Raw genomic sequence first — 20,439 nt, forward strand, 5'->3', positions numbered from 1 at the left:
CCCGGAAGGGTCAGACGCCGCCGCCCGCCCTCTTCGGCGCGCCCGGACGGATCGGTGAGTTCCCGCTCATCTCGCGGGCGATGAAATCCTCGATGTCGAACAGGTTGTCGCCGGCACGCTCGACGATGGTGAGGAGCGTGTGCATGCTGGCGACCTCCTCGACCTGTTCTTCGAGGAACCACTGGATGAACCGCTCGCCGAGGTAGTCGCCCGTGTCGCGGGCCGTGCGGGCGAGCTTGGTGATCTGTTCCGTGACGGCGCGTTCCCGTTCCACCGCCAGAGCGACGGGGCCGCGCACCGAATCGAAATCGGTGACCACGTCGTCGATGCCGGGGACGGTCACGCGGAGATTGTTGTCGATCAGGTACTGGATCATCATCAGCGCGTGGCCGCGCTCCTCGGCGGCCTGCGAATAGAACCGGCGAGCCAGTTGCGGGAGATCGTGCGAGTCGAAATAGACGGCCACCGCGATGTACTGCTGGGATGCGGTGAACTCGTTGCGGATCTGCTGCTGCAGGAGGGCATGGAACTCGCTGGGTGCTTTCGGCGCCGACTGAGACATGGGTGTCAGTTTACGGGCGTCGGTCACGGTCCGGTGGTGACCAGTTCGGCCGGGACCTGACGATCGTTCGCCAGCGCGTCGAAGAACTGGGACGCCCGCTCGTGATCCCAGAGCAGCACGTTCCCGGCACCGTCGACGTCCTCGAAACCGCCCACGGGGACGGTGGTGGTGACCATGTCGCCGCGTACCGCCCAGGCGAGTGCGGCGAGGTGCCAGATGTGGTCGCTCTCGTCGACACGCAGCGATGCGGCGCTGTCGGTGACGAGCGGCCAGACGCGGAACGGGTTGAGCCACGTCGCGGGACTGGTGGCCTTCGACATCAACGCCGCCATGAACATCCGCTGATGGTTCATCCGGTCGATGTCGGCGAGCGCCGTCGCGCGGCTGCGGACGAAGCCGAGGGCCTGCGCCCCCGACAGTTCCTGGCAGCCGGGCGCGAGGTTGATCCCCGCGAGCGGATCGTCGATGGCGGTGTCCAGGCACATGTCGACGCCGCCGATCGCGTCGACGATGCCGGCGAAACCACCGAACCCGATCTCGGCGTAGTGGTCGATGTGCAGACCGGACGCCTCCTCGACCGTCTGGGTCAGCAGTTGCGGACCACCGAACGCGAACGACGCGTTGATCTTGTCCTCGCCGTAGCCGGGGATCGACACGTACGAGTCGCGCGGGATGCTCACCATCGTCGCCGGGCCGCCGCCGCTGGGGACGTGCACCACGATGATGGTGTCGGTGCGGTCGGGGCCGCTGTTGCCGCCGGTCGACAACTCCTGTTCCTGCTCGGGGGTCAGCCCGGTGCGGCTGTCCGAACCGACGAGCAGCCAGTTCGTGCCGGGGGTGTCGTCGATCCGGCCGGGGTAGTCGGCCAGCGCGTCGATACGGTTCAGCGAACTGTCCAGGTAGTACGTCATGCCCGCGAGCGCCAGGACCAGCACCAGGAACAGGATGCCGATACGCCGGCCCCAGTTCCGCTTGCGCTTGGGACGTCGCTGCGCCGGGGGCTCCGGGGTCCGCGGCGGTGCGAGCGGAGGGGGTGGTGGTGGCGTGCGAGGGGGACGCCGGTCGGGCACCCGAGGCGGCGGTGGCGGCGCGTCGCGGTACGGCTGCGGCGTCTGGGTGGGCGCGTAGCCGCGCGGACCCTGCGGCGGCGCCGACCGGGACAACTGCGGTTCGGGGGCCTGCGACCACGCCTGCTGGGGCGGCGGCGGGGCGCCCCGACCGTCGCGGCGGATCACCTGGGTGCCCTCCGGCGGCGGCGCCGGGGGACCCTGCCGGGGAGCGGGGTGTCGCGGGCGGGGCGCAGGAGGTCCCTGTTGCGGGGGACCCTGCGGTGGCACCCGCCGCGTCTGCGGAGGAACCCGCTGGTCAGGCGGCGGCATTCGGCGGTTCGGGGGCGGCGGCACCTGCGGCCCGCCCTGCGTCCGCCGGGGCGGACGGGGCGGCAGCGGAGGGTAGGGGGCGTCGCCGGTCACCCGCACGACTTTACTGGTCCCGCCGGATTACGGAATCCAGCCGACGTGCCCGCGCAGGGCGGCGTAGCCGACGAACGCGACCGAATCGATGGTGGCGTGGGCGATCACGAGAGGCCACAACCGTCCAGTCTTCTGCCAGTACCGGCCGAACACCAGACCCATGGCCACGTTGCCCAGCCCGCCGCCGAAACCCTGGTAGAGGTGGTACGTCCCGCGGAGCACCGCCGACGCGAGCAGCGACGAATTCTCGCTCCACCCGAGTTGCCGCAGCCGGGTGACCAGATATGCGACGACGAGCACTTCCTCCGCGCCGGAGTTCGCGATCGCCCACAGGATCAGGGCCGGCAGCCGCCACCAGTGATCCCCGATCGTGCTGGGCACGACGGTGAGGTTGGCGCCGATCGCGCGGGCCAGCAGGTAGAAGCCGAGCCCGGGCAGACCGATCAGGGCAGCGAGCCCGACACCCTGCGTCGCGTCGGGACGCCACCGGGGTCGGCCGAGCCCGACGGCGCGCGGCCCGAGGCCGCTGCGCCACAGGAGATACAGGCCCAGCGCGCCCCAGGCGAGAAGTTTTACGACGCCGAGCAATTGCCGGGCGACGTCGATGATCTGGTTCTCCGCGCGGGCGACGTTGAGGGCGACGGCCTGATCGGCGAGGTTGCCCGGGGTCAGCAGCGATTCGGACAGCGACAGCAGTCCCGACAGTCCGCTCGTCCCGAACGTGACGAGCAGCACGATCGTAATCTCGATCCACAGGGCACGCCGCTCACTCCCGGTGGCCGGCGGAGCGGCCGGTTCGGGTGATGCGGGCCGTATCCAGGAGGCGAGCGTTGCACGCGAGATCACGCGGCACACGCTAGCGCGCGCCGAACCGGAATGCCGATCAGCCGCGCGCGCGGAGTCCGTTCACGAACGGGCACCCCACCAGCAGCCGGATCGCCCTGCTCAGCGCGACGGCGTCGTCGACCGGCGCGGAGAACGGCATCCAGATGTCGCGGTCGCCGTGATCGTTCTCGACGCGCAGTCGCAGTCCGTACCGGTCGATGCCCAGCGGGCGGACACGTCCGCGTCGCATGTGGGGCGGCAATTTACGGGACAGTATGTCGATGAGGTCACGGTGGTCCTCGTCGAGGTGCTGGAGCCAGGCGGTTTCCATTTCCCAGAACGGGTCGGGCCGGGCGGCGAGCAGGTCGTCGAGGGCGACGGGTTCGGCGCCACTGGAATCGGCGACCACCGCCGACTCGAGGCGGAGTTGCAGCAGCGTCGCATCGTGCCCGACGTCGAGAAGTCCGGGGTGCGGGTATTCGGACGCCACCTCGTCGGCCAGCGTCCGGGTGTGTGCCTCGCAGAGCGCGTGGAGGTTGCCGCGCAGCCAGACGAGCGACCGCACGGGCTCACGCAGCGCGAGCGGTGAGTTGTCGGTCAGCTCGAGCACGGCGGGGATCCCGCCGCCACCGGCGAGCCAGGACAGCGTGGCGGCCGCCGATTCGGTGGGCACGGCGACCACGACGTCGCCGCTGGACCGCAGGTGGTGTACCGACGTGACGGTCGGTGCGCTGCCTTCGACGGCGAGTACCGCGTCCTGGGTCCGTGCGCACGAGCTACGCACACGCTCGGCGGTGGACGGACCGGTGGTCGTGACGGGCATGGAGCCTCCTTCAGGGTTCCGCGATACTGAGGTAACCCTAACCTAATGTGGGCGAGTCGGCGATGGCAAGACCCCGAGACGAATCCGGTCCACGAGGTGGGCATTACGGTGGGGAGGTGGCTATACCTCTCTCCCTCGGTGTCCCGCGCTCCCGCGAACCGCAGTCGTTGCTCACCGAACTTCTCAGCGGATCCCAGGACACCGGCCCGGCCGCAGGCGGCGCACTCGGACCGCGGGTCGTTCCGGCGTCCGCGCTGCTCGACGCCGCCGGGACCGACGCCGGCCGCATCATCGTGGGTCTCGACGTCGACCCCGCCGCTCTCCGCACCAGCGAGCAGGCCTCCTACGAGGCGGTCCGGTTCCACCTCGACTGCCCCGCGGACCAACTCGGCGACGCGGTCGCGCTCCGGCTGCCGTCTCCGCTCGCGGTGTTCGTCACCGCAGACGGCAGCGACGACCCCGGTCTCGCCGAGACGGCGCAGCAACTCGCGGACGCCGGCCGCATCCCGGGCCTCGCGAGCGGGCACGCCATCGGCGAGGTCGCCGACTTCCTGGCCGTCCTCGCGCACGCGGACGTCGGATACGTGGCCAGGGCCCGGGACACGGCCGAGGTGCTCGCGCTTCTGTCCGGGACGGTCGCGTCCCTGCGCGGCGACGACGTGCGGGCGGCGCTCGCGGCACCGGATCCGACGAGGCTCACCTCGCTGATCCCCGAGGCCGCGGAGGCCGTCCGCGAGGTCCTGCTGGGGGTCGAGGTACACGATCCGGCGCTCGTCGCCCGTGAGCTGGCGGACGCGGGTCTGCGGTAAACATTCACCGTCAATGCGCCGGTCCGTCAACGCTCGGTGCGTAATCTCGTAGGCGTGCCAAAGATCGCGTATTTCGGACCCTCGGGAACCTTCACGGAGATGGCGCTCGCCCAGCTCGAGGCCGCGGGTGCCTTCGACGGCCCGGTCGAGCGGGTCGCCGCGACCAGTCCGCCCGCCAGCCTGGCCAAGGTGCGCGACGGCGTCGTCGACGGTGCCGTCGTTCCCATCGAGAGCTCCGTCGAGGGGGCCGTGGTGCCCACCCTCGACTCGCTCGCGCTGGGCGACCGCCTGCAGATCGTGGCCGAGACCGAGCTCGACGTGGCGTTCACGATCCTCGGCAGGGCCGGCATCGAGCGGCTCGATCAGGTGCGCACCGTGCGGGCGTACCCGGTGGCGGCCGGTCAGGTGCGAATCTGGCTGGAGGAGAACTGCCCCGGCGCCGAACTGCAGACGGCGTCCTCCAACGCGGGCGCCGCCGAGGACGTCGCGAACGGCCTCGCCGACGCCGCCGTGTCCACCGCCCTCGCGGGCGAAAGGCTCGGGCTGCGCAGCCTCGCCGACGGGGTGGCGGACGAGAAGAGCGCCCGCACCCGGTTCGTTCTCGTCACCGCGCCGACCCAGGTGCCCGCACGCACCGGCGGCGACCGCACCTCGGCCGTGCTCGAACCCCACAACACCCCCGGCTCCCTCGTCGGTGTGCTCTCCGAGTTCGCTACCCGCGGAATCGATCTCATCCGGATCGAATCGCGCCCGGTGCGCACCACCCCCGGCTTGTACCGCTTCTTCGTCGACTGCATCGGGCACATCGACGACCCGCTCGTCGCCGAGGCGTTCCGTGCGCTGCACCGCAAGTCGCACGTGCGGTTCCTCGGGTCCTGGCCCGCGGCGAACCCCAGCGGCCCGCCGCCGCCGTCCGACGGAGACGCAGCGGACTGGATCGAACGAATCCGTCAGGGAGAGAGGGAATCGTGAGCGGCAAGCTGATCCTGGTCCGGCACGGGCAGACCGAGGCCAACGTCGAGCGCAGGCTCGACACCCGGCTGCCCGGTGCCCGGCTGACACCCGAAGGGCTCTCCCAGGCCGAACGGCTGGGCACCGAGCTCGCCGCGAAGGCGACGACGGTCGCCCTCGTGTCCTCGCAGGCACTGCGCGCCCGGCAGACGGCGCGCTTCGTCGAACTCGCGTCGGGCATCGCCGTTCAGGTACGGGAGGGCCTGCACGAGGCCCAGGCCGGTGAACTCGAGGACCGCAGCGACGAGGAGTCGCACAAGCTGTTCATGAAGACGTTCCACCTGTGGCACACCGGCGAACTGGACGCCCGCGTCCCCGGCGGGGAATCCGCCCACGACATCCTCGAACGGTATGTCCCGGTCGTGGACTCCCTGCGTGAGCAATACCTCGACGACCCGGCGGAATCGGGAGACGTCGTGCTGGTCAGCCACGGCGCCGCCATCCGGCTCGTGGCAGCGCAACTCGCCGGGGTGCCCGGGCTGTTCGCCGCCAACAATCATCTGGCCAACACACAGTCGGTCGAGCTGACACCACTCGCGGGTGGCGGCTGGGAGTGCGTGCGCTGGGGAACCGTCGAGCCACCGTTCGAGCACCGGGTGATCCCCGGCGCCGACGACCCGATGGGGTGACGTCGTTGCGTGCACCCTGGGGTTGCGCGACGATGGAGGAAACCGTCCTCGAGGAGTGACGGCGGTGGATTGGTTCGTTGGCGATGACTATTCGCTCGGTCGGCTGCTCGTCACCGAGGGGCTAGCCGCGATCTATCTCGTCGCGTTCGTGGCTGCGAGAAACCAGTTCAGGCCGCTCGTCGGCAGCAACGGGATGCTGCCGATCCCGAACTTTCTCCGCGCCGTCACGTTCGGACGTTCACCGAGCATCTTCCATTTCCACTACTCGGACCGATTCTTCGAGGCGGTCTGCTGGACCGGCGCCGGACTGTCCCTCGCCGCGCTGCTCGGTCTGACACAGGTCATTCCGCTCGCGGCGTGCATGTTCGTGTGGTTCGCCCTGTGGGTGCTGTACCTCTCGATCGTCAACGTCTCCCAGATCTGGTACAGCTTCGGCTGGGAGTCGTTGCTGCTCGAGGCGGGTTTCCTCGCGATCTTCCTGGGCAATGCCTCGGTCGGTCCGCCGATTCTCGTGCTGCTCGTGCTGAGGTGGTTGCTGTTCCGCCTCGAATTCGGCGCCGGGCTGATCAAGATGCGCGGCGACCGATGCTGGAAGGACCTCACTTGCCTGTACTACCACCACGAAACCCAGCCGATGCCCGGGCCGTTCAGCTGGTACTTCCACCGGCTGCCGAAACCGCTGCACAAGGTGGAGGTGCTCGGCAACCACTTCGCCCAGTTGGTGGTGCCGTTCGGGCTGTTCGCACCGCAACCGGTCGCTGCCGTGGCCGCGACGATCATGATCGTCACCCAGCTGTGGCTGGTGGCGAGCGGTAACTTCTCGTGGCTGAACTGGACGACCATCGTGCTGGGACTGTCCGTCATCCCGGACAGCGTGTACGAGAAGGTGCTGCCTGTCGACGTCCCGGCCGCCGGCGACTCGGCGCCGATGCCCTTCGTCGCGGCGGTGATCGCGGTGACGGCGCTCGTCGTCGTGTTGAGCTACTGGCCGATTCGCAACTTGATCTCCCACGGGCAGCGCATGAATGCGTCGTTCAACAAGTGGCATTTCGTCAACACGTACGGCGCGTTCGGCAGCATCACCCGGGTGCGTTACGAGGTGATCGTGGAGGGCACGTCGGACGCACATGCGAGTGTGCGTTCCGAGTGGAAGGAGTACGAGTTCAAGGGGAAACCGGGAGACGTTCGCCGGCGGCCGCGCCAGTTCGCGCCGTATCACCTTCGGCTCGACTGGTTGTTCTGGTTCACGGCGATCTCGCCCGGCTACGCCGAACCGTGGTTCCGGGGTTTCGTCGAGCGGCTGCTGCGGAACGATCGCGACACTCTGAAGCTGTTGCAGTACAACCCGTTCCCGGAGGAGCCGCCGAAACACGTGCGTGCGCGCATGTACCGGTACGAGTTCACCACCAGGAAGGAGCGCCGCGAGACCGGCGCATGGTGGAAGCGGCAACCGGTGTAGGTCGGCGGAGCCGGTCGGTCAGCGACTCCAGCGCCTGCCGCAGGCGCTGCGGGGTGCCGGGGCTGAGCGACGACCACGCCACCCCGTGCGCGGAAACACTGGACGTGCCGACGATGCGTCCCGCCGACGTGTCGAAGACCGTGACGGGCCCACCCACGGGATCGTATCGTCCGTCGCCGTAGACGATTCCGACGATCTCGGCGTAGGTGGTGCAGGCTGCCATCCCGTTGCCGAGGACGGTCGCGTCGGCCGCCGTCACCCCGAGTGCGGTGAGGGCGGCGGCGAGCGACTTGCCGTCCCCGCCCTGATCGAAGACTTCGCCGAGCTGGACCGTGGGTGCGTTGACGACGCCGACGTTCATCGGGTCCGCGGCCCCCAGTGCTCCGATGACGGGGGCGAAGATGTCGGCGCCCGCATCCTGGACGACGTACGTGTCACCGGCGCGCAGGGCCAGCACCGAGAGGGTATCGCCCCGGGAGATGCACAACCTCGAGATGCTGCCGTCGACGTACCAGCGCAGGGCGATCTCCCACAGCGGTCGGGCGAGAACCCGGAGGCGGTCGGCAAGTTCGGGGTGAACCCCACCGCCCGGGAGCAGATCCCGGGCGGCGAGGGTGTCGACGGCGCCGCGGAACGCTGCGTCCCTGGCGTCGTACGTGTCGTACCGCGGGATGGCGTCGAGCACCACCGGCAGCACGTCGAGTGCGAGCGTGTCGACGAGATAATCCATTTCGTCGAGGCTCAGGGTCACCGCCGGGAGGGTCGGTACGCCCGGCTGGGTGCCCAGATCGATCACCGTCCGGACTCCCGGTGGTCGGGGTTCGCGCCGATGACCGACGGAATGACGGTGCGCCCGTCGGAGAAGTGCTCGAAGTTCTTCAGGTAGTCGGGGGTCTCCCGCTCGTCCTCGTCCTGTGAACCCGCCCCGGCCGCGCCGCGCCCGACCGTCATCGGTCCGCTACCGGTGGTGCCGCGCGCCGCCGCAGCCGGGTTCACTTCGGCGCGAACGTCTCCGATCACCCCGCCGGGTGCCGTTGCCGGTGCGCCGGGCCGCGCGCCCTGGCCGCCGTCCGTCTTGCCCCAGCCTTCGGGCAGGGTCGCCCCGCCTGCGGCGCCGGCGCCGATCGCACCGACCGAGGTACGGGCTGCCGCAGCGCTGGTCGAGGCGGAGCCGCCACCGTACGCGCCACCGGACATCATCGGCGCGCCGCCCACCAGCGGCGTGACGCCGCCACCGGTGACCGCGGACAGCGCCGCGCCACCGATGTTGCTCGCCGCCGACGTGGCGGTGGAGACCGTGGTGCCCGCGATGCTGCCGACCTGCGACGCGGCCGTGGTGACGGCCGGGTTCTGGCCGGCGGCCATCAGGGCGGCAGCCGCGGCACGGGTCGGATCGAATTCACCGTCGGACGGGATTTCGTCGAACGTCCCGACCTCCTTCGAATCGGCCTTCGTGACGATCCGAGGGGGCTGCCTGTACGTGCGCTCGAGCGCCAGGATGTTCGACGCGGCCTCGTAACCCTCCATCACGAGACCGGCGCGAATGTCCATCGCGCGGTCCGCGGCTTCCGCGGCCGCGGCGGTGCCGTTGAGCGCCCCACCCGTCGAATACGCGGTGGCCTTCGCGGTCTTCACGGCGACGATCTCGGGGATGCTGGGCATGATGAGCGCGGCAGTGGTGTAGGCGCCCGCTTCGAGCCCCGCCTTCGCTGCGGTGTCCGCGGCGAGCTCGGCGCATTCGGCGGTCCACACCGTGAACGGCGTGATCTTCGCGAGCGCCGCGGCCGCCGAGACACCCTGCCAGCCGGCCGCGAGTTCGGCCATCACGCGGACCAGTGTGAGGTTGGCGTCGACGAAGCTCGTGGACAGCGCAGTCCACGCCGCGCTCGCCACGCTCAGCGGCACCGGGCCCGCGCCTGCGGCGAGGGTGGTCGAGTTGACGGTCGCCCCTCGGGGCAACCAGATGACACCTGTCAGTCCCATGGTCATGCTTGATCTCCTAGTGGTCTCGAGGCGCCGGCCGTCACATGCCCGCAGCGAGGGACGCGCCGAGCGCGAGGTCCTCGGCGACATACAGCGCGGCCTGGGTGCGGAGCGTGTTCGCGGTCTCGCGCATCTCGAGAATGCCCTGGGCGACAGCGGGAGTGAACGTGTTGGCCACGGTGTCGAAGTAACCGGCCGCGTGCAGAGACACCTCTTCGCTCCCGGAGGGGAGCACGCGGATGGCCGCGGAGTTGAGAGCGACCGCGGTCTCGAGACGCGCGGCGAGAGCGTCGAGTTCCACGGCGGCGGCGACAAGAGCTTCAGGTGCGACGTGCAGAGCTGGCATGGCGTCGAACTCCTTCTTGACCTAGGCAGGCGGAAGGCAGTTGCCCCCCCGGCAAACGAACTGCATGTGCAGCTGTCCCTACACACTTGGACGCTGCAACGCGCTCTTCGGTTCCCCCCGATCCCGAGAATTTCTTCTCGGGAAAACCGTTCATCCCCAGCCGAGCTCGTGCAAGCGATCTTCTTCTATCCCGAAGTAGTGCGCAACCTCGTGTATCACGGTGACGGCCACCTCGTGGACGACTTCCTCCTCCGAACTGCAGATTTCGAGGAGGGCGTCGCGATAGACGGTAATCGTATCGGGCAGCGATCCGCCGTAATGGCTGTCCCGTTCCGTCAGCGCGATCCCGTGGTAGAGGCCCAGAAGATAGGGGTCCTCGTCGTTGCGGTCGTCGACGAGGACGACGACATTGTCGATCGCGGCCGCGAGCTGGGGTGGGATCAGATCGAGTGCGTCGCCCACCAATTCCTCGAATCGGTCGGGCGTCATGCTCACCGCCACATCAGTTCCCGGGGACCGGAGCTGCGCCGGGAAGCGGCGTCGGCATCGACCTGCCCTCCGGAACCGGCGGCGGCGGCACGGGCGCCGCGCCGTTGATGAGGATCTCGCCCTTCGCCGAACCGGTGATGGTCGAGAAACCGCCGGCGTCGGTCTCCTTGCCCACCGAGCAGTTCACCCGCCTGCTGCCCGCGAGCCAGCTGTCGAGTTCCAGGTTGTCCCAGAACAGCGTGAGCGTCTTGTTCCGCAACGCGTCGGCGGAACCGAGGTACTCGTTGGCGGCCTGCGTGCACACACCCTCGAGGTACTTGTCCTGGTCTTCGACGGTCGGCATCGACGAGGGGAACTGGGTGGCCAGGTCGACGACGGAGATCACCTCGAAGGCGTGCGGTTGCGCGCAGTCGACGGGATCGGTGGGCACGTTCTGGTTGATGCCGATGCAGGTGCCCGGATCCCAGATGTTGGATTGGTCCTGCTCGGCCACCTTGCCGGCGAACGGCAGCAACGTCCCTGCGGTGCTGGAGAATTGGAGGCCGCACCGCAGTGTGCGCTCGCCCGCCGCCCAACCGGACTCGCTGGGGAACATGAGACCCACGCTGAACTTGCCGTACGGATCGAACTTCGCGCCGAGGTAGGTATCGACGGCGGGCACACAGTGTTCGTCGCGCAGCGCGGCGAACCGCAGCGCACCCGGGTAACGCGAACCCGGACCGAACTCGGCACCCGGATACACGCTGAGATCCAGCGGCGCCGCCACCTCGAACCGGTGTTCCTCCGAGCAGTCGACCTTCGCGACGTCCTTCCGGTCTTCCTGCGGATCGTTCGACGGCGTCCAGTCGAGGCAGTCGCCTGCCGCCGCCGAAGCGAACGCGTCGCCCTCCACCGAACCCGTCGCCTGCGGTCCGGCACCGGTCGAGTGCGCGGGGAGGTTCTCGCTGCGGTTGAAACCGCCGGCGATCGCGAACGTCGCGATCGCCGCCACCACGGCACCTGCCGCGACGGCCGCGAGCGCGCGACGCGTCGTGGTCGCGGACATGCTGCGGGGCGCCTTCTCCGGTTGCCCGGCATTCTTCGGCTGGGGTTCGGCGCCGTTCGACTGATCTGAGGACATCGATTTCCATAATGCCTGTTCCGATCGTGGAAGCAGAACAACTCCCGCAATCGGCTCGAACCTGGCGTAACTTCGACGACCATGAGTGACGATCCTCAGCAGTCCGCCGAGCCGGTGGATCCTGAACTGCAAGAGCTCGCCGGGCGCGTGTTCGACACGGCACGATCCGGTGACGCCGTGTCCTTGGCCACGTACCTCGACGCGGGCGTCCCGGTGAACCTGGCCAATCAGAACGGCGACACCCTGGTGATGCTGGCCGCCTACCACGGTCACGCCGAGACCGTTCAGGTCCTGATCGACCGCGGCGCCGACGTCGACCGCCTCAACGACAAGGGGCAATCTCCGCTGGCAGGGGCGCTGTTCAAGGGTGAGGACGCCGTTGTGCGGACCCTCGTCGCCGGTGGCGCCGACGCCACGGCCGGCCACCCGACCGCCGTCGACGCCGCCCGCATGTTCGGCCGCGAGGACCTTCTGAGCCTGCTCGAACCGAAACCGGAGTGAGCCGCTCAGCGGCGCCCGGTAGGGTTTGAAGCCGTGATTGACCTGAAGTTCCTCCGCGAGAACCCCGACGCCGTCCGCGAGTCGCAGCGCACCCGTGGCGAAGATCCCGCCCTGGTCGACGCATTGCTCGAGGCCGACGCGTCCCGGCGCGCCGCCGTTCTCGCCGGCGACAACCTGCGTGCCGAGCAGAAGGCGTTCGGCAAGAAGGTCGGGCAGGCATCCCCGGAGGAACGTCCGGCGCTGCTCGAGGGCTCCAAGGAACTCGCGGCCAAGGTCAAGCAGGCCGAGGCCGAGCAGCACGAGGCGCAGGCCGCGCTCGACGCCGCGCACCGGGCGATCTCCAACGTCGTCCAGGAGGGCGCACCCGCGGGCGGCGAGGACGACTTCGTCACCCTCGAGACGGTCGGCGACATTCCCGCGTTCGACTTCGAACCCAAGGACCACCTCGAGCTGGGTGAGTCGCTGGGGCTGATCGACATGGAGCGCGGCGCGAAGGTTTCCGGCGCCCGCTTCTACTTCCTCACCGGCTTCGGCGCGATGTTGCAGCTGGGAATGTTGCAGCTGGCCGCGCAGAAGGCGATGGCCAACGGCTTCCAGATGATGATCCCACCGGTGCTGGTACGGCCGGAGATCATGGCGGGGACCGGGTTCCTCGGCGCCCACGCGGACGAGGTCTACCACCTCGCCGACGACGACCTGTACCTCGTCGGCACGTCCGAGGTCCCGCTCGCCGGGTACCACTCGGGCGAGATCCTCGACCTCGCCGACGGCCCCAAGCGGTACGCAGGCTGGTCGACGTGCTTCCGCCGCGAGGCCGGCAGCTACGGCAAGGACACCCGCGGCATCATCCGGGTCCACCAGTTCGACAAGGTGGAGATGTTCACGTACTGCAAGCCCGAGGACGCCGACGCCGAGCACCAGCGACTGCTCGCGTGGGAGCGCGAGATGCTCGCCGCCATCGACGTGCCCTACCGGGTGATCGACGTGGCCGGCGGCGACCTGGGGTCGTCGGCGGCCCGCAAATTCGACTGCGAGGCCTGGGTGCCCACGCAGCAGGCGTACCGCGAGCTCACCTCGACGTCCAACTGCACGACGTTCCAGGCGCGTCGCCTCGGTGTCCGGTACCGCGACGAGAACGGGAAGCCGCAGACGGCCGCGACCCTCAACGGCACCCTCGCCACCACCCGGTGGATCGTCGCCATCCTGGAGAACCACCAGCAGTCCGACGGCACCGTCCGGGTGCCCGAGGCGCTCGTGCCGTTCGTGGGGACGGATGTCCTGAAGCCATAAAAGCAGGCCCAGGATTTTGGGAAGGCTACCCTTGCGCGAATTCCGAAATGATGTAACCCTTACCTAATCGAGTCGGTAAGGAGCTCCACATGTTCGTGTGCATCTGCAAGGCAGTGACGGAAGACGAAGTGCACGAGCACTGCGCCGCCGGAGCTGACAGTGCCGATGCCATCGGTGAGCGTTGCGGCGCCGGATGGGGATGTGGGACGTGCGTCGATCGGTTGAAGGAGATTCTGGAGCGGTCGGCCGCGAACAGCGTGGCCGCGTGACGCTACCGCAGCACAACTGAATCCCGCGATCTTCGACATCGCGGTTACTGCCGGTGGTACGTTCGCCTCAACCAGGGCGAACGGAGAAGTCATGCGCGGCGACGACGAAGTAATTGCTCTTCTCAACGAGCAGTTGACCAGTGAGCTGACTGCGATCAACCAGTACTTCCTGCACTCCAAGATGCAAGCCAACTGGGGCTTCACCAAACTGGCCGACAAGACTCGGGCCGAGTCCATCGAGGAGATGAACCACGCCGAGATCCTCACCGACCGGATCCTTTTCCTCGAGGCGCTTCCGAATTATCAGAAGCTGCTGCCGCTGCGAATCGGGCAGGACCTGCGCGAGCAGTTCCATTCCGACCTCGCCATCGAAGTCGAGGTCGTCGAGCGACTGCGTCCGGGAATCCAGATGTGCCGCGACAAGGGCGATGCCACGTCGGCGAAACTGCTCGAGACGATCCTCAAGGAAGAAGAGGATCACATCGACTACCTGGAGACTCAGATCGAATTGATGGACAAGATGGGCGACCAGCTCTACATGGCCCAGCTCGTCGATCAGCCGCCGACCGTCGGATAGGTCGAAAACGGGGTGACACCCCCGGCGCGGAGTGCGAAACTGGGCGCGTGAGATATCCCGCCGCCCAGCCTTGACCCAGTTCGCAGCGTTCTCTCGCCGTCCGCGTGGTCGGCTACGTGTCCACGCGCGACCTCATCCCGCTCTACGGTCTGTACGACCTATTCTTCGCCGACCACGGACTGAGTGTCGGTCAGATCTCGTCCCTGTTCGTCATCTGGTCGGTTGTGTCCTTCGTCGCGGAGGTGCCGTCCGGCGCGTGGGCCGACACCGTGTCTCGACGTGGCCTCCTCGTGTTCGCGTCCGTGCTGTACACGGCCGGATTCACCGTGTGGATCCTCGAGCCGTCGTACGCGGGATTCGCCGCCGGATTCATGTTGTGGGGCATCAGCGGCGCCATCCAGTCGGGCACGTTCGAGGCGCTGCTATACGACGAACTCGTGGCGCGCGGCGCTGCCGGTGACTTCGCGAAGTTGCTCGGCTACGCCAACTCCAGCGCCATGGTGTGCAACCTTCTCGCGACGCTGACGGCGGCGCCGCTCTACATCATCGGCGGATATCCGCTGGTCGGGTGGGTCAGCGTCGGCGCGACCGTGGTCCACGGAAGCTTCGCCCTGCTGCTGCCCGCGGCACCCAAGGTCGAGGAGGCGGACGAGACTCTCGAAGCCGCGGACGAACGACGGGGACTCGCGGCCCGGTACGCCACGATGCTTCGGGCCGGCCTCGGCGAGGTGACCCGCGAGGCGGTGGTCCGGCGCGGAGTGCTGCTGTCGGCGGTGCTGATCGCGTTCCTGGCGTTCGACGAATACTTCGGGCTGCTCGCGCGCGACGGCGGAACATCGACGGCGTCCGTTCCGCTGCTCGTCGCGATCACGGTGAGCGGTCAGGTCGTCGGCACAGCCCTCGCCGGACGCACGGCGACGATGCGTGCCCTCACGATGGGGCGGGCCGTCGCCCTCGCCGCGATCCTGCTCGGCGGGGGAGCGCTGCTCAGCGGTGTCCCCGGATTCCTCGCACTCGGCGTCGGCTACGGCATCCTCGGCAACGCGATGATCGTGTCGGAAGCGCGCGTGCAGGATGCGATCACCGGTCCCGCACGCGCCACCGTCACATCGGTGGCCGGATTGCTCGGTGAGGTGGCCGCGGTGCTGATCTACGCGGGCATCGCCGTCGGATCACTGTGGCTGTCGGTCACGACGCTCGTCGCGGCACTCGCCGTTCCGGTGCTGCTGTCGGCGGTCCTGGTGCGTCGGTGGCTGCCGCCCGTCCGAGCCGACGCCCCCTCTGCCGGGTGAACGTACCGTTCGACGCCTCAGGTGCGCCGAAGGGTACGTTCGCCCGCCGGGGTCAGAGCTTCGTGGACCGCAGTTCGTGGCCCTTGGACGTCTTGCAGCGCCCCGATTCGAGGTCCCACTGCCAGCCGTGCAGGTTGCAGGTGAGGTTGGTGCCGTCGACGACGCCGAACTTCGACAGGTCGGCCTTCAGGTGCGGGCAGCGGCGCTGGATCTCGTACCCGCCGAGTTCGATCGACGCGGAGTCGTCGTGGGCTTCGGCGAACCAGCCGTCGGCGTAGGCGATGCGCTCGTCGGTGAGGCACTTGAAGAACGTGTAGAGGAATTCGTTGTATCCGCCGACGCGCCACGCCTCGAAGCGGGTGGACAGGAAGATGGTGTTCACCCAGTCGGGCTCGTCGTCGCGCAGCACCGTTCGCACCAGTTCGGGGGCGATGCGGAAGCCGTACCGGTACTTGCCGTCCTTCTCGCCGCGCGGGCGGACGGTGCGCTGCGGGAAGTCGAGGACGACGGTCTCGTCGCCCATCACCAGGCCGACGGGGTAGCCGATGCCGTCGCAGATCAGGTCGGACTGCTTCATGATCGGCTCGAACTTCGCCTTGAGCGCCTCGAGGAGCGGCTCACCCTCGGCGGGGGCCCACGTGGCCTTCTCGGCAGCGAGGACCGGCGCCATGCGCTTCGCCATGTCCTCGATGTACGCGGCCTTGTCGGAGAAGATCTTGTCGACCTCGGCGTCCGGGATCGGGTGCGTGAGCGTCAGCTCGCCGCCCTTCAGGTCCGCGGTCGACCCCGGGATCATCAGGACGCCGCCGTCGTTGCCGTGGATCCGCATCTGCTCGAGGAACGTGATCTGGTCGGGGAAGATGTTGCCCTCGTCGCCCCGGTCGTCGTTCAGGTAGCGCAGTGCGTCGTCGAGGAACACCGGCGGTCCGGCGGACGGCACCACCCACGTAGCCGCGACCTGCTCGATGTAGCTGCGGCAGCGGTCCATGCCGCGCTGACGCTTCTGCTTGCCGAAGTTGGCCTTCGTCTTGGTAGGGATGTCGTACACCATCGGGTACCAGATGGCGCCCGAGTACTGCAGCAGGTGGATGTCGATCTTGCCGAACTCGTCGTGCAGGACGTCCATGTCGACGGGGCGTGCGTCGTTCATGTTGAAACACGTGGTCTCGCCGTCGGACACCACGAGACCCGAGTCGCCGATCGGACCGTCCGCGGGGGCGCGCAGCGCGATGATCATGATGTCGAGGTCACCCTTGGGGCCGGTGACCTTGTGTTTGACCGAATCCTCGGTCTCGAAGAACTTGTGGAAGCCCAGCGCCTCGAGTTCACGCCTGAGGTCCGGCACCGGGTAGTCGGGGAGCAGCACCGTCGCGTCCTTGTTGACGTGCTTGCTCAGGTTCTCCGGATCGAAGTGGTCCTTGTGCAGGTGCGACACGTACAGGTAGTCGCAGTTGCCCAGGGCGTCCCAGTCGAGCTGGGTGTTGTCCGGGAACGGGAACCAGGACCCGAAGTACGCGGGGTTCACCCAGGGGTCGCACAGGATCGAGCCTGCCTCGGTCTGGATATGGAATCCGGCGTGTCCGACGCTGGTGACCTGCACTGGTATGCCTCCTGGGAGCTGAGCGACTGTTCCAGAGTAGGCGTTCCCCCCAGGTGAGTGGCAATGCGCGCTCCAGCACACCATGCCACTCACGTGCGGTCAGGTCACTTCGCCCAGGCAGTAGCCGTCGGGGCCGATGGACAGCGTGACCTGCCTGGTGTTCGTCACACCGGACACGTCGGTGACCGGAACGGACACTTCCAGGTAGTCGCCGCGGACCGGGGTGGCGGTCATCGCGTCGGCGGCGAACGCCGTGGTCCCGGCCAGGACGTCGGGGTCGAGCTGGAGCGGCGGCCTGCCGCCGGTGCCGGTGCCGGACGGGTCCCAGGGGCTGAATCCGGGGCAGATCAGCGGGTAGGCGGCTTCGGTGTCCGCCCTGTTCACCGGCACGCCCGACTCCCGCAACAGGAAACGGGTGACGGCGTACTCGGCGTCGGCGGGGGTGTAGAAGTCGACGGTCCCGGCGGGGTGGACGTGCGGGCAGGCGTAGCCGGAGGCGATCTCGCTGCGTTTGACGGACACCGTGGTGCCGCCGCCGGTCCACGAGACCGCGAACTGTCCGTCGACGCCGGGCCCGGCGAGCGCCCCGAGGATCGCGGACGTGTCGGCGTACTGGCCGGCGGCCTGGGCGGGCGGCAGCGTCCAGCACTTCGCGGGGACGGTGCCGGGCCGGGTGACCAGGTCGGTGGCCCAGGCGCGGACGGCGTCGACCGCTGCGGGGTTGCCGGGCACCTCGCCGACGATCACCTGAGGCACCGGGGCGGGCGGCACGGTGGTCGTGGGCTCGGCCGCGGACGTCGGCGCGGAAACGGTGTCGGCCGGAGGCTCCTCCGTCGGGATGCCGGACTGCGAATCGCACGCCACCCCCGCGCCGAGGATCACCGCGACGACCGGCGCGATGAGCGCCCTCCTGCCCCTGCCAGCCATCTCCAGCGCGCCCTTTCTCTCGACTCCCCACCGAATGTCCGTCCCCGACGGCGGGCCAGATCGCGGATACCCGGCTACGCTAGCCGATTGTGGAACCCGTCTACCGAACCGTCATCGGCATCGCCCGCACCGTATTCGCCCTCGAGGGGCTGAAGTTCACGGTCGAGGGCGATCAGCACATTCCGTCGACGGGTGGGGCGGTGATCGCGATCAATCACACCGGCTACATGGACTTCACCTACGCCGGACTTCCGGCCCGCAGGGTGAAGCGGTACGTCCGCTTCATGGCGAAGAAGGAAGTGTTCGACAACAAGATCTCGGGCCCGATCATGCGCGCGCTCAAGCACATTCCGGTCGACCGGGCCGCCGGCGCGGATTCGTACAAGGCGGCCGTCGACTTCCTGCGCCGCGGCGAACTGGTGGGCGTGTACCCGGAGGCCACCATCAGCCGGAGCTTCGAGATCAAGGAATTCAAATCGGGTGCCGCGCGCATGGCGATCGAGGCGAATGTGCCGATCATCCCGGTGGTCATCTGGGGTGCGCAGCGGGTGTGGACCAAGGGGTTCCCGAAGCGGCTGGGCCGCACGAACACTCCCATCTCGATCGCCGTCGGCGAGCCGATCCAGCCGTTCGAACCCGCATCCGAGCTGACCGCGAAGCTGCACGCCACGATGACGACGATGCTCGCCGACCTCCAGCAGGGCTACGACCACCCGGCGGGCGAGTACTGGGTGCCCGCGCGCCTCGGGGGCAGTGCTCCGACGCTCGACGAAGCGAACAAGATGGACGCCGCCGACGCCGAGGCGAAGGCGCAGTCCCGTCGGGCCCGGGAGACCGGCAGCTAGAGAAGGTGGCGGTGGAGCCTGTCTACGCGGCTGTCGAGGCGACGGCCAAGGCGTTGTCCCTGTTCCAGGGGTTGAGGATGACGCGAGTCGGCCTGGACAACATCCCCACCGAGGGTGGTGCGGTGCTCGCGGTCAATCACACCGGCTACCTGGATTTCGTCCAACTGGCACTGGCGGTCGGTGCGGTGGACCGCAAACTGCGGCTCATGGCCAAGGCCGAACTCGCGAACAACAGGGTGATGGCGTTCCTGATGCGTGGGTGCGGGGTCATCCCGGTCGACCGGACCGCAGGCGCGGGCGCGTACCTCGCTGCGGTGGAGCGGCTGCGCGAGGGCGAACTGGTGGGTGTATACCCGGAGGCGACCATCAGCCGGAGCTTCGAGATCAAGGAACTGAAGTCCGGTGCGGCGCGCATGGCGATCGACGCCCGGGTGCCGCTCGTGCCCGTCATCGTGTGGGGAGCCCAGCGGATAGCGACGAAGGGCAGACCGAGACAACTTGGGCGGCATCGGTTCCCGGTCACCGTCGAGGTCGGCAGGCCGATCGAGCCGCGGGAACCGGCGGAGGCCCTCACCGCGACCCTGCACACGGAGATGGACGCGATCCTGCGCCGGGTGCAGGACGGCTTCGACCATCCGGCGGGCGCGTACTGGGTGCCCCGGCGACTCGGCGGCAGCGCGCCGACCATCGAGGAGGCCACCGAGATGGACCGCCGCGAAGCCGAGGAACGGCGGGCCCGGTAACGGCCGCCCGGTGGCGCCGCAGACTCGGCAGGCAGAATGGCTGGGTGAGCCCAGACCGACCGAGCCTTGTAGCGTCCGATGTCGACGGCACCCTGATCGGGGAAGACGAGCGCATCAGTGCCCGCACCCGCGACGCCGTCGCGTCGGTGGTCGCGTCGGGAACCCCCTTCGTGCTGGCCACCGGCCGGCCCCCGCGCTGGATCCATCCCGTCGTCGAGGGCCTCGGCTACGCGCCGCTCGCCGTCTGCGCGAACGGCGCCGTCATCTACGACAGCGACAGCGACCGCGTGCTCAGCGCCGCGACCCTCGACGTCGACACCCTCACGTGGCTGTCGGAGATCGCGCTCCGCGTGCTGCCCGGCGCCGGGCTCGCGGCCGAGCGTGTCGGGGTCAGCGCCCACGACGCCGCGACACCGCAGTTCGTGAGCTCCCCCGGTTACCAGCACGCCTGGCTCAACCCCGACAACACCGAGATGTCCGAGAACGAGGTCGTCGCGGCTCCCGCGGTGAAGTTGCTGATCCGGGTGCCGGAAATGTCCAGTCAGGCGATGGTCGACGCGCTGGCGCCGCACATCGGTCGCCGGGCGGATGTCACGTTCTCCACCGACAACGGGCTGATCGAACTGTCGGCGTCGGGAATCACGAAGGCGTCGGGTCTCGCGCTGGTGGCGGAACGGCTCGGCGTGACGGCGTCGCGGATCGTGGCCTTCGGTGACATGCCCAACGACATTCCGATGCTGAACCTCGCGGGCCGGGGTGTCGCCGTCGAGAACGCGCACCCCGACGCCAAGGCCGCCGCCGACGAGGTGACGGCCACCAACTGGGACGACGGCGTCGCGAAAGTGCTCGAGCGCTGGTGGTCCTGAG

At 68.8% G+C, this 20,439-nt stretch carries 23 protein-coding genes; 12 read left to right on the plus strand and 11 right to left on the minus strand.

Going from position 1 to position 20,439, the window contains the following annotated elements:
* Positions 1 to 10: 10 nt before the first annotated feature.
* From PSR88_RS20495 to PSR88_RS20510, 4 genes are all read right to left on the minus strand, one after another.
* Positions 11 to 562: a ferritin gene (locus tag PSR88_RS20495; RefSeq protein ID WP_029539687.1), complete on the minus strand. Its 552-nt coding sequence runs from the start codon at positions 560 to 562 to the stop codon at positions 11 to 13.
* 23 nt (positions 563 to 585) lie between these two features.
* The gene (locus PSR88_RS20500) at positions 586 to 1,797 is read right to left on the minus strand and encodes an LCP family protein (protein WP_342338383.1); all 1,212 of its coding nucleotides are present in this window, start codon (positions 1,795 to 1,797) and stop codon (positions 586 to 588) included.
* 264 nt (positions 1,798 to 2,061) lie between these two features.
* Positions 2,062 to 2,880, minus strand: coding sequence for a CPBP family intramembrane glutamic endopeptidase (locus tag PSR88_RS20505; RefSeq protein WP_029539689.1), 819 nt, complete (start codon positions 2,878 to 2,880; stop codon positions 2,062 to 2,064).
* 37 nt (positions 2,881 to 2,917) lie between these two features.
* A complete protein-coding gene (locus tag PSR88_RS20510; protein WP_016884407.1) occupies positions 2,918 to 3,682 on the minus strand; it encodes a DUF2470 domain-containing protein in 765 nt (254 codons plus the stop codon).
* A 116-nt stretch (positions 3,683 to 3,798) separates the two neighbouring features.
* On the opposite strand from PSR88_RS20510, the gene PSR88_RS20515 reads away from it, so the two are divergent.
* From PSR88_RS20515 to PSR88_RS20530, 4 genes are read left to right on the plus strand one after another with little or no spacing between them, the layout of a single operon-like run.
* A complete protein-coding gene (locus PSR88_RS20515) occupies positions 3,799 to 4,491 on the plus strand; it encodes a hypothetical protein (RefSeq protein ID WP_011596545.1) in 693 nt (230 codons plus the stop codon).
* A gap of 54 nt (positions 4,492 to 4,545) precedes the next feature.
* Entirely contained in the window at positions 4,546 to 5,463 is a 918-nt protein-coding gene (gene pheA / locus PSR88_RS20520) for a prephenate dehydratase (protein ID WP_009477109.1), read from the plus strand.
* The gene (locus PSR88_RS20525) at positions 5,460 to 6,131 is read left to right on the plus strand and encodes a histidine phosphatase family protein (RefSeq protein WP_016884409.1); all 672 of its coding nucleotides are present in this window, start codon (positions 5,460 to 5,462) and stop codon (positions 6,129 to 6,131) included. The genes pheA and PSR88_RS20525 overlap by 4 nt, the downstream gene beginning before the upstream one ends.
* Positions 6,132 to 6,186: 55 nt before the next feature.
* Positions 6,187 to 7,590 carry a lipase maturation factor family protein gene (locus tag PSR88_RS20530; protein ID WP_016884410.1) on the plus strand — a complete coding sequence of 468 codons (1,404 nt, stop codon included), beginning with the start codon at positions 6,187 to 6,189 and terminating at the stop codon, positions 7,588 to 7,590.
* Here the strand turns inward: PSR88_RS20530 and PSR88_RS20535 are convergent.
* The 5 genes from PSR88_RS20535 to PSR88_RS20555 form a co-directional block, all read right to left on the minus strand.
* Entirely contained in the window at positions 7,532 to 8,386 is an 855-nt protein-coding gene (locus PSR88_RS20535; RefSeq protein ID WP_016884411.1) for an ESX secretion-associated protein EspG, read from the minus strand. The genes PSR88_RS20530 and PSR88_RS20535 overlap by 59 nt on opposite strands.
* A complete protein-coding gene (locus PSR88_RS20540) occupies positions 8,383 to 9,579 on the minus strand; it encodes a PPE family protein (protein ID WP_016884412.1) in 1,197 nt (398 codons plus the stop codon). The genes PSR88_RS20535 and PSR88_RS20540 overlap by 4 nt, the downstream gene beginning before the upstream one ends.
* 34 nt (positions 9,580 to 9,613) lie before the next feature.
* Entirely contained in the window at positions 9,614 to 9,919 is a 306-nt protein-coding gene (locus PSR88_RS20545; RefSeq protein WP_005260458.1) for a PE family protein, read from the minus strand.
* A 150-nt stretch (positions 9,920 to 10,069) separates the two neighbouring features.
* The gene (locus tag PSR88_RS20550) at positions 10,070 to 10,420 is read right to left on the minus strand and encodes a metallopeptidase family protein (RefSeq protein ID WP_009477115.1); all 351 of its coding nucleotides are present in this window, start codon (positions 10,418 to 10,420) and stop codon (positions 10,070 to 10,072) included.
* 1 nt (position 10,421) lies between these two features.
* The gene (locus PSR88_RS20555; protein ID WP_009477116.1) at positions 10,422 to 11,528 is read right to left on the minus strand and encodes a septum formation family protein; all 1,107 of its coding nucleotides are present in this window, start codon (positions 11,526 to 11,528) and stop codon (positions 10,422 to 10,424) included.
* A gap of 81 nt (positions 11,529 to 11,609) precedes the next feature.
* Here PSR88_RS20555 and PSR88_RS20560 point away from each other — a divergent pair, with 81 nt between their 5' ends.
* The 5 genes from PSR88_RS20560 to PSR88_RS20580 all read left to right on the plus strand — a co-directional run bounded on the left by PSR88_RS20560 (position 11,610) and on the right by PSR88_RS20580 (position 15,457).
* The gene (locus PSR88_RS20560) at positions 11,610 to 12,029 is read left to right on the plus strand and encodes an ankyrin repeat domain-containing protein (RefSeq protein WP_009477117.1); all 420 of its coding nucleotides are present in this window, start codon (positions 11,610 to 11,612) and stop codon (positions 12,027 to 12,029) included.
* Between the two features lie 33 nt (positions 12,030 to 12,062).
* Positions 12,063 to 13,319 (plus strand): serine--tRNA ligase, encoded by a 1,257-nt coding sequence (gene serS / locus PSR88_RS20565; RefSeq protein WP_009477118.1) that lies wholly within the window; start codon positions 12,063 to 12,065, stop codon positions 13,317 to 13,319.
* A gap of 89 nt (positions 13,320 to 13,408) precedes the next feature.
* The gene (locus PSR88_RS20570) at positions 13,409 to 13,588 is read left to right on the plus strand and encodes a bacterioferritin-associated ferredoxin (RefSeq protein ID WP_009477119.1); all 180 of its coding nucleotides are present in this window, start codon (positions 13,409 to 13,411) and stop codon (positions 13,586 to 13,588) included.
* A gap of 91 nt (positions 13,589 to 13,679) precedes the next feature.
* Positions 13,680 to 14,165: a bacterioferritin gene (gene bfr / locus PSR88_RS20575; protein WP_009477120.1), complete on the plus strand. Its 486-nt coding sequence runs from the start codon at positions 13,680 to 13,682 to the stop codon at positions 14,163 to 14,165.
* A 104-nt stretch (positions 14,166 to 14,269) separates the two neighbouring features.
* A complete protein-coding gene (locus tag PSR88_RS20580) occupies positions 14,270 to 15,457 on the plus strand; it encodes an MFS transporter (RefSeq protein WP_016884413.1) in 1,188 nt (395 codons plus the stop codon).
* 52 nt (positions 15,458 to 15,509) lie between these two features.
* Here the strand turns inward: PSR88_RS20580 and PSR88_RS20585 are convergent, their stop codons facing one another.
* Together PSR88_RS20585 and PSR88_RS20590 are read right to left on the minus strand one after the other, a co-directional pair.
* Positions 15,510 to 17,057, minus strand: a complete 1,548-nt coding sequence (locus tag PSR88_RS20585) for a Rieske 2Fe-2S domain-containing protein (protein WP_009477122.1) — start codon at positions 17,055 to 17,057, stop codon at positions 15,510 to 15,512.
* A gap of 99 nt (positions 17,058 to 17,156) precedes the next feature.
* The gene (locus tag PSR88_RS20590) at positions 17,157 to 17,984 is read right to left on the minus strand and encodes a hypothetical protein (protein ID WP_016884414.1); all 828 of its coding nucleotides are present in this window, start codon (positions 17,982 to 17,984) and stop codon (positions 17,157 to 17,159) included.
* Between the two features lie 89 nt (positions 17,985 to 18,073).
* Here PSR88_RS20590 and PSR88_RS20595 point away from each other — a divergent pair, with 89 nt between their 5' ends.
* Genes PSR88_RS20595 through PSR88_RS20605 form a run of 3 tightly spaced genes read left to right on the plus strand, consistent with a single transcriptional unit; the run spans position 18,074 to position 20,438 of the window.
* On the plus strand, positions 18,074 to 18,829 hold the full coding sequence (locus PSR88_RS20595; protein ID WP_009477124.1) for a lysophospholipid acyltransferase family protein: 756 nt from the start codon (positions 18,074 to 18,076) through the stop codon (positions 18,827 to 18,829).
* Positions 18,830 to 18,840: 11 nt separating this feature from the next.
* A complete protein-coding gene (locus PSR88_RS20600; RefSeq protein ID WP_016884415.1) occupies positions 18,841 to 19,572 on the plus strand; it encodes a lysophospholipid acyltransferase family protein in 732 nt (243 codons plus the stop codon).
* Positions 19,573 to 19,616: 44 nt separating this feature from the next.
* Positions 19,617 to 20,438, plus strand: coding sequence for a Cof-type HAD-IIB family hydrolase (locus PSR88_RS20605; protein ID WP_005260447.1), 822 nt, complete (start codon positions 19,617 to 19,619; stop codon positions 20,436 to 20,438).
* Position 20,439 lies beyond the last annotated feature (1 nt).

This window comes from Rhodococcus sp. DK176, from assembly GCF_038447315.2.
GTDB classification, from domain to species: domain Bacteria; phylum Actinomycetota; class Actinomycetes; order Mycobacteriales; family Mycobacteriaceae; genus Rhodococcus_F; species Rhodococcus_F jostii_A.

Excerpts from the sequence above, each read along its gene's own strand:
- PSR88_RS20540 (WP_016884412.1), bottom strand. The coding sequence starts at position 9,579 with ATGACCATGGGACTGACAGGTGTCATCTGGTTGCCCCGAGGGGCGACC.
- bfr (WP_009477120.1), top strand. The coding sequence starts at position 13,680 with ATGCGCGGCGACGACGAAGTAATTGCTCTTCTCAACGAGCAGTTGACC.
- PSR88_RS20560 (WP_009477117.1), top strand. The coding sequence starts at position 11,610 with ATGAGTGACGATCCTCAGCAGTCCGCCGAGCCGGTGGATCCTGAACTG.
- PSR88_RS20510 (WP_016884407.1), bottom strand. The coding sequence starts at position 3,682 with ATGCCCGTCACGACCACCGGTCCGTCCACCGCCGAGCGTGTGCGTAGC.
- PSR88_RS20555 (WP_009477116.1), bottom strand. The coding sequence starts at position 11,528 with ATGTCCTCAGATCAGTCGAACGGCGCCGAACCCCAGCCGAAGAATGCC.
- PSR88_RS20570 (WP_009477119.1), top strand. The coding sequence starts at position 13,409 with ATGTTCGTGTGCATCTGCAAGGCAGTGACGGAAGACGAAGTGCACGAG.
- PSR88_RS20590 (WP_016884414.1), bottom strand. The coding sequence starts at position 17,984 with ATGGCTGGCAGGGGCAGGAGGGCGCTCATCGCGCCGGTCGTCGCGGTG.
- PSR88_RS20495 (WP_029539687.1), bottom strand. The coding sequence starts at position 562 with ATGTCTCAGTCGGCGCCGAAAGCACCCAGCGAGTTCCATGCCCTCCTG.
- PSR88_RS20545 (WP_005260458.1), bottom strand. The coding sequence starts at position 9,919 with ATGCCAGCTCTGCACGTCGCACCTGAAGCTCTTGTCGCCGCCGCCGTG.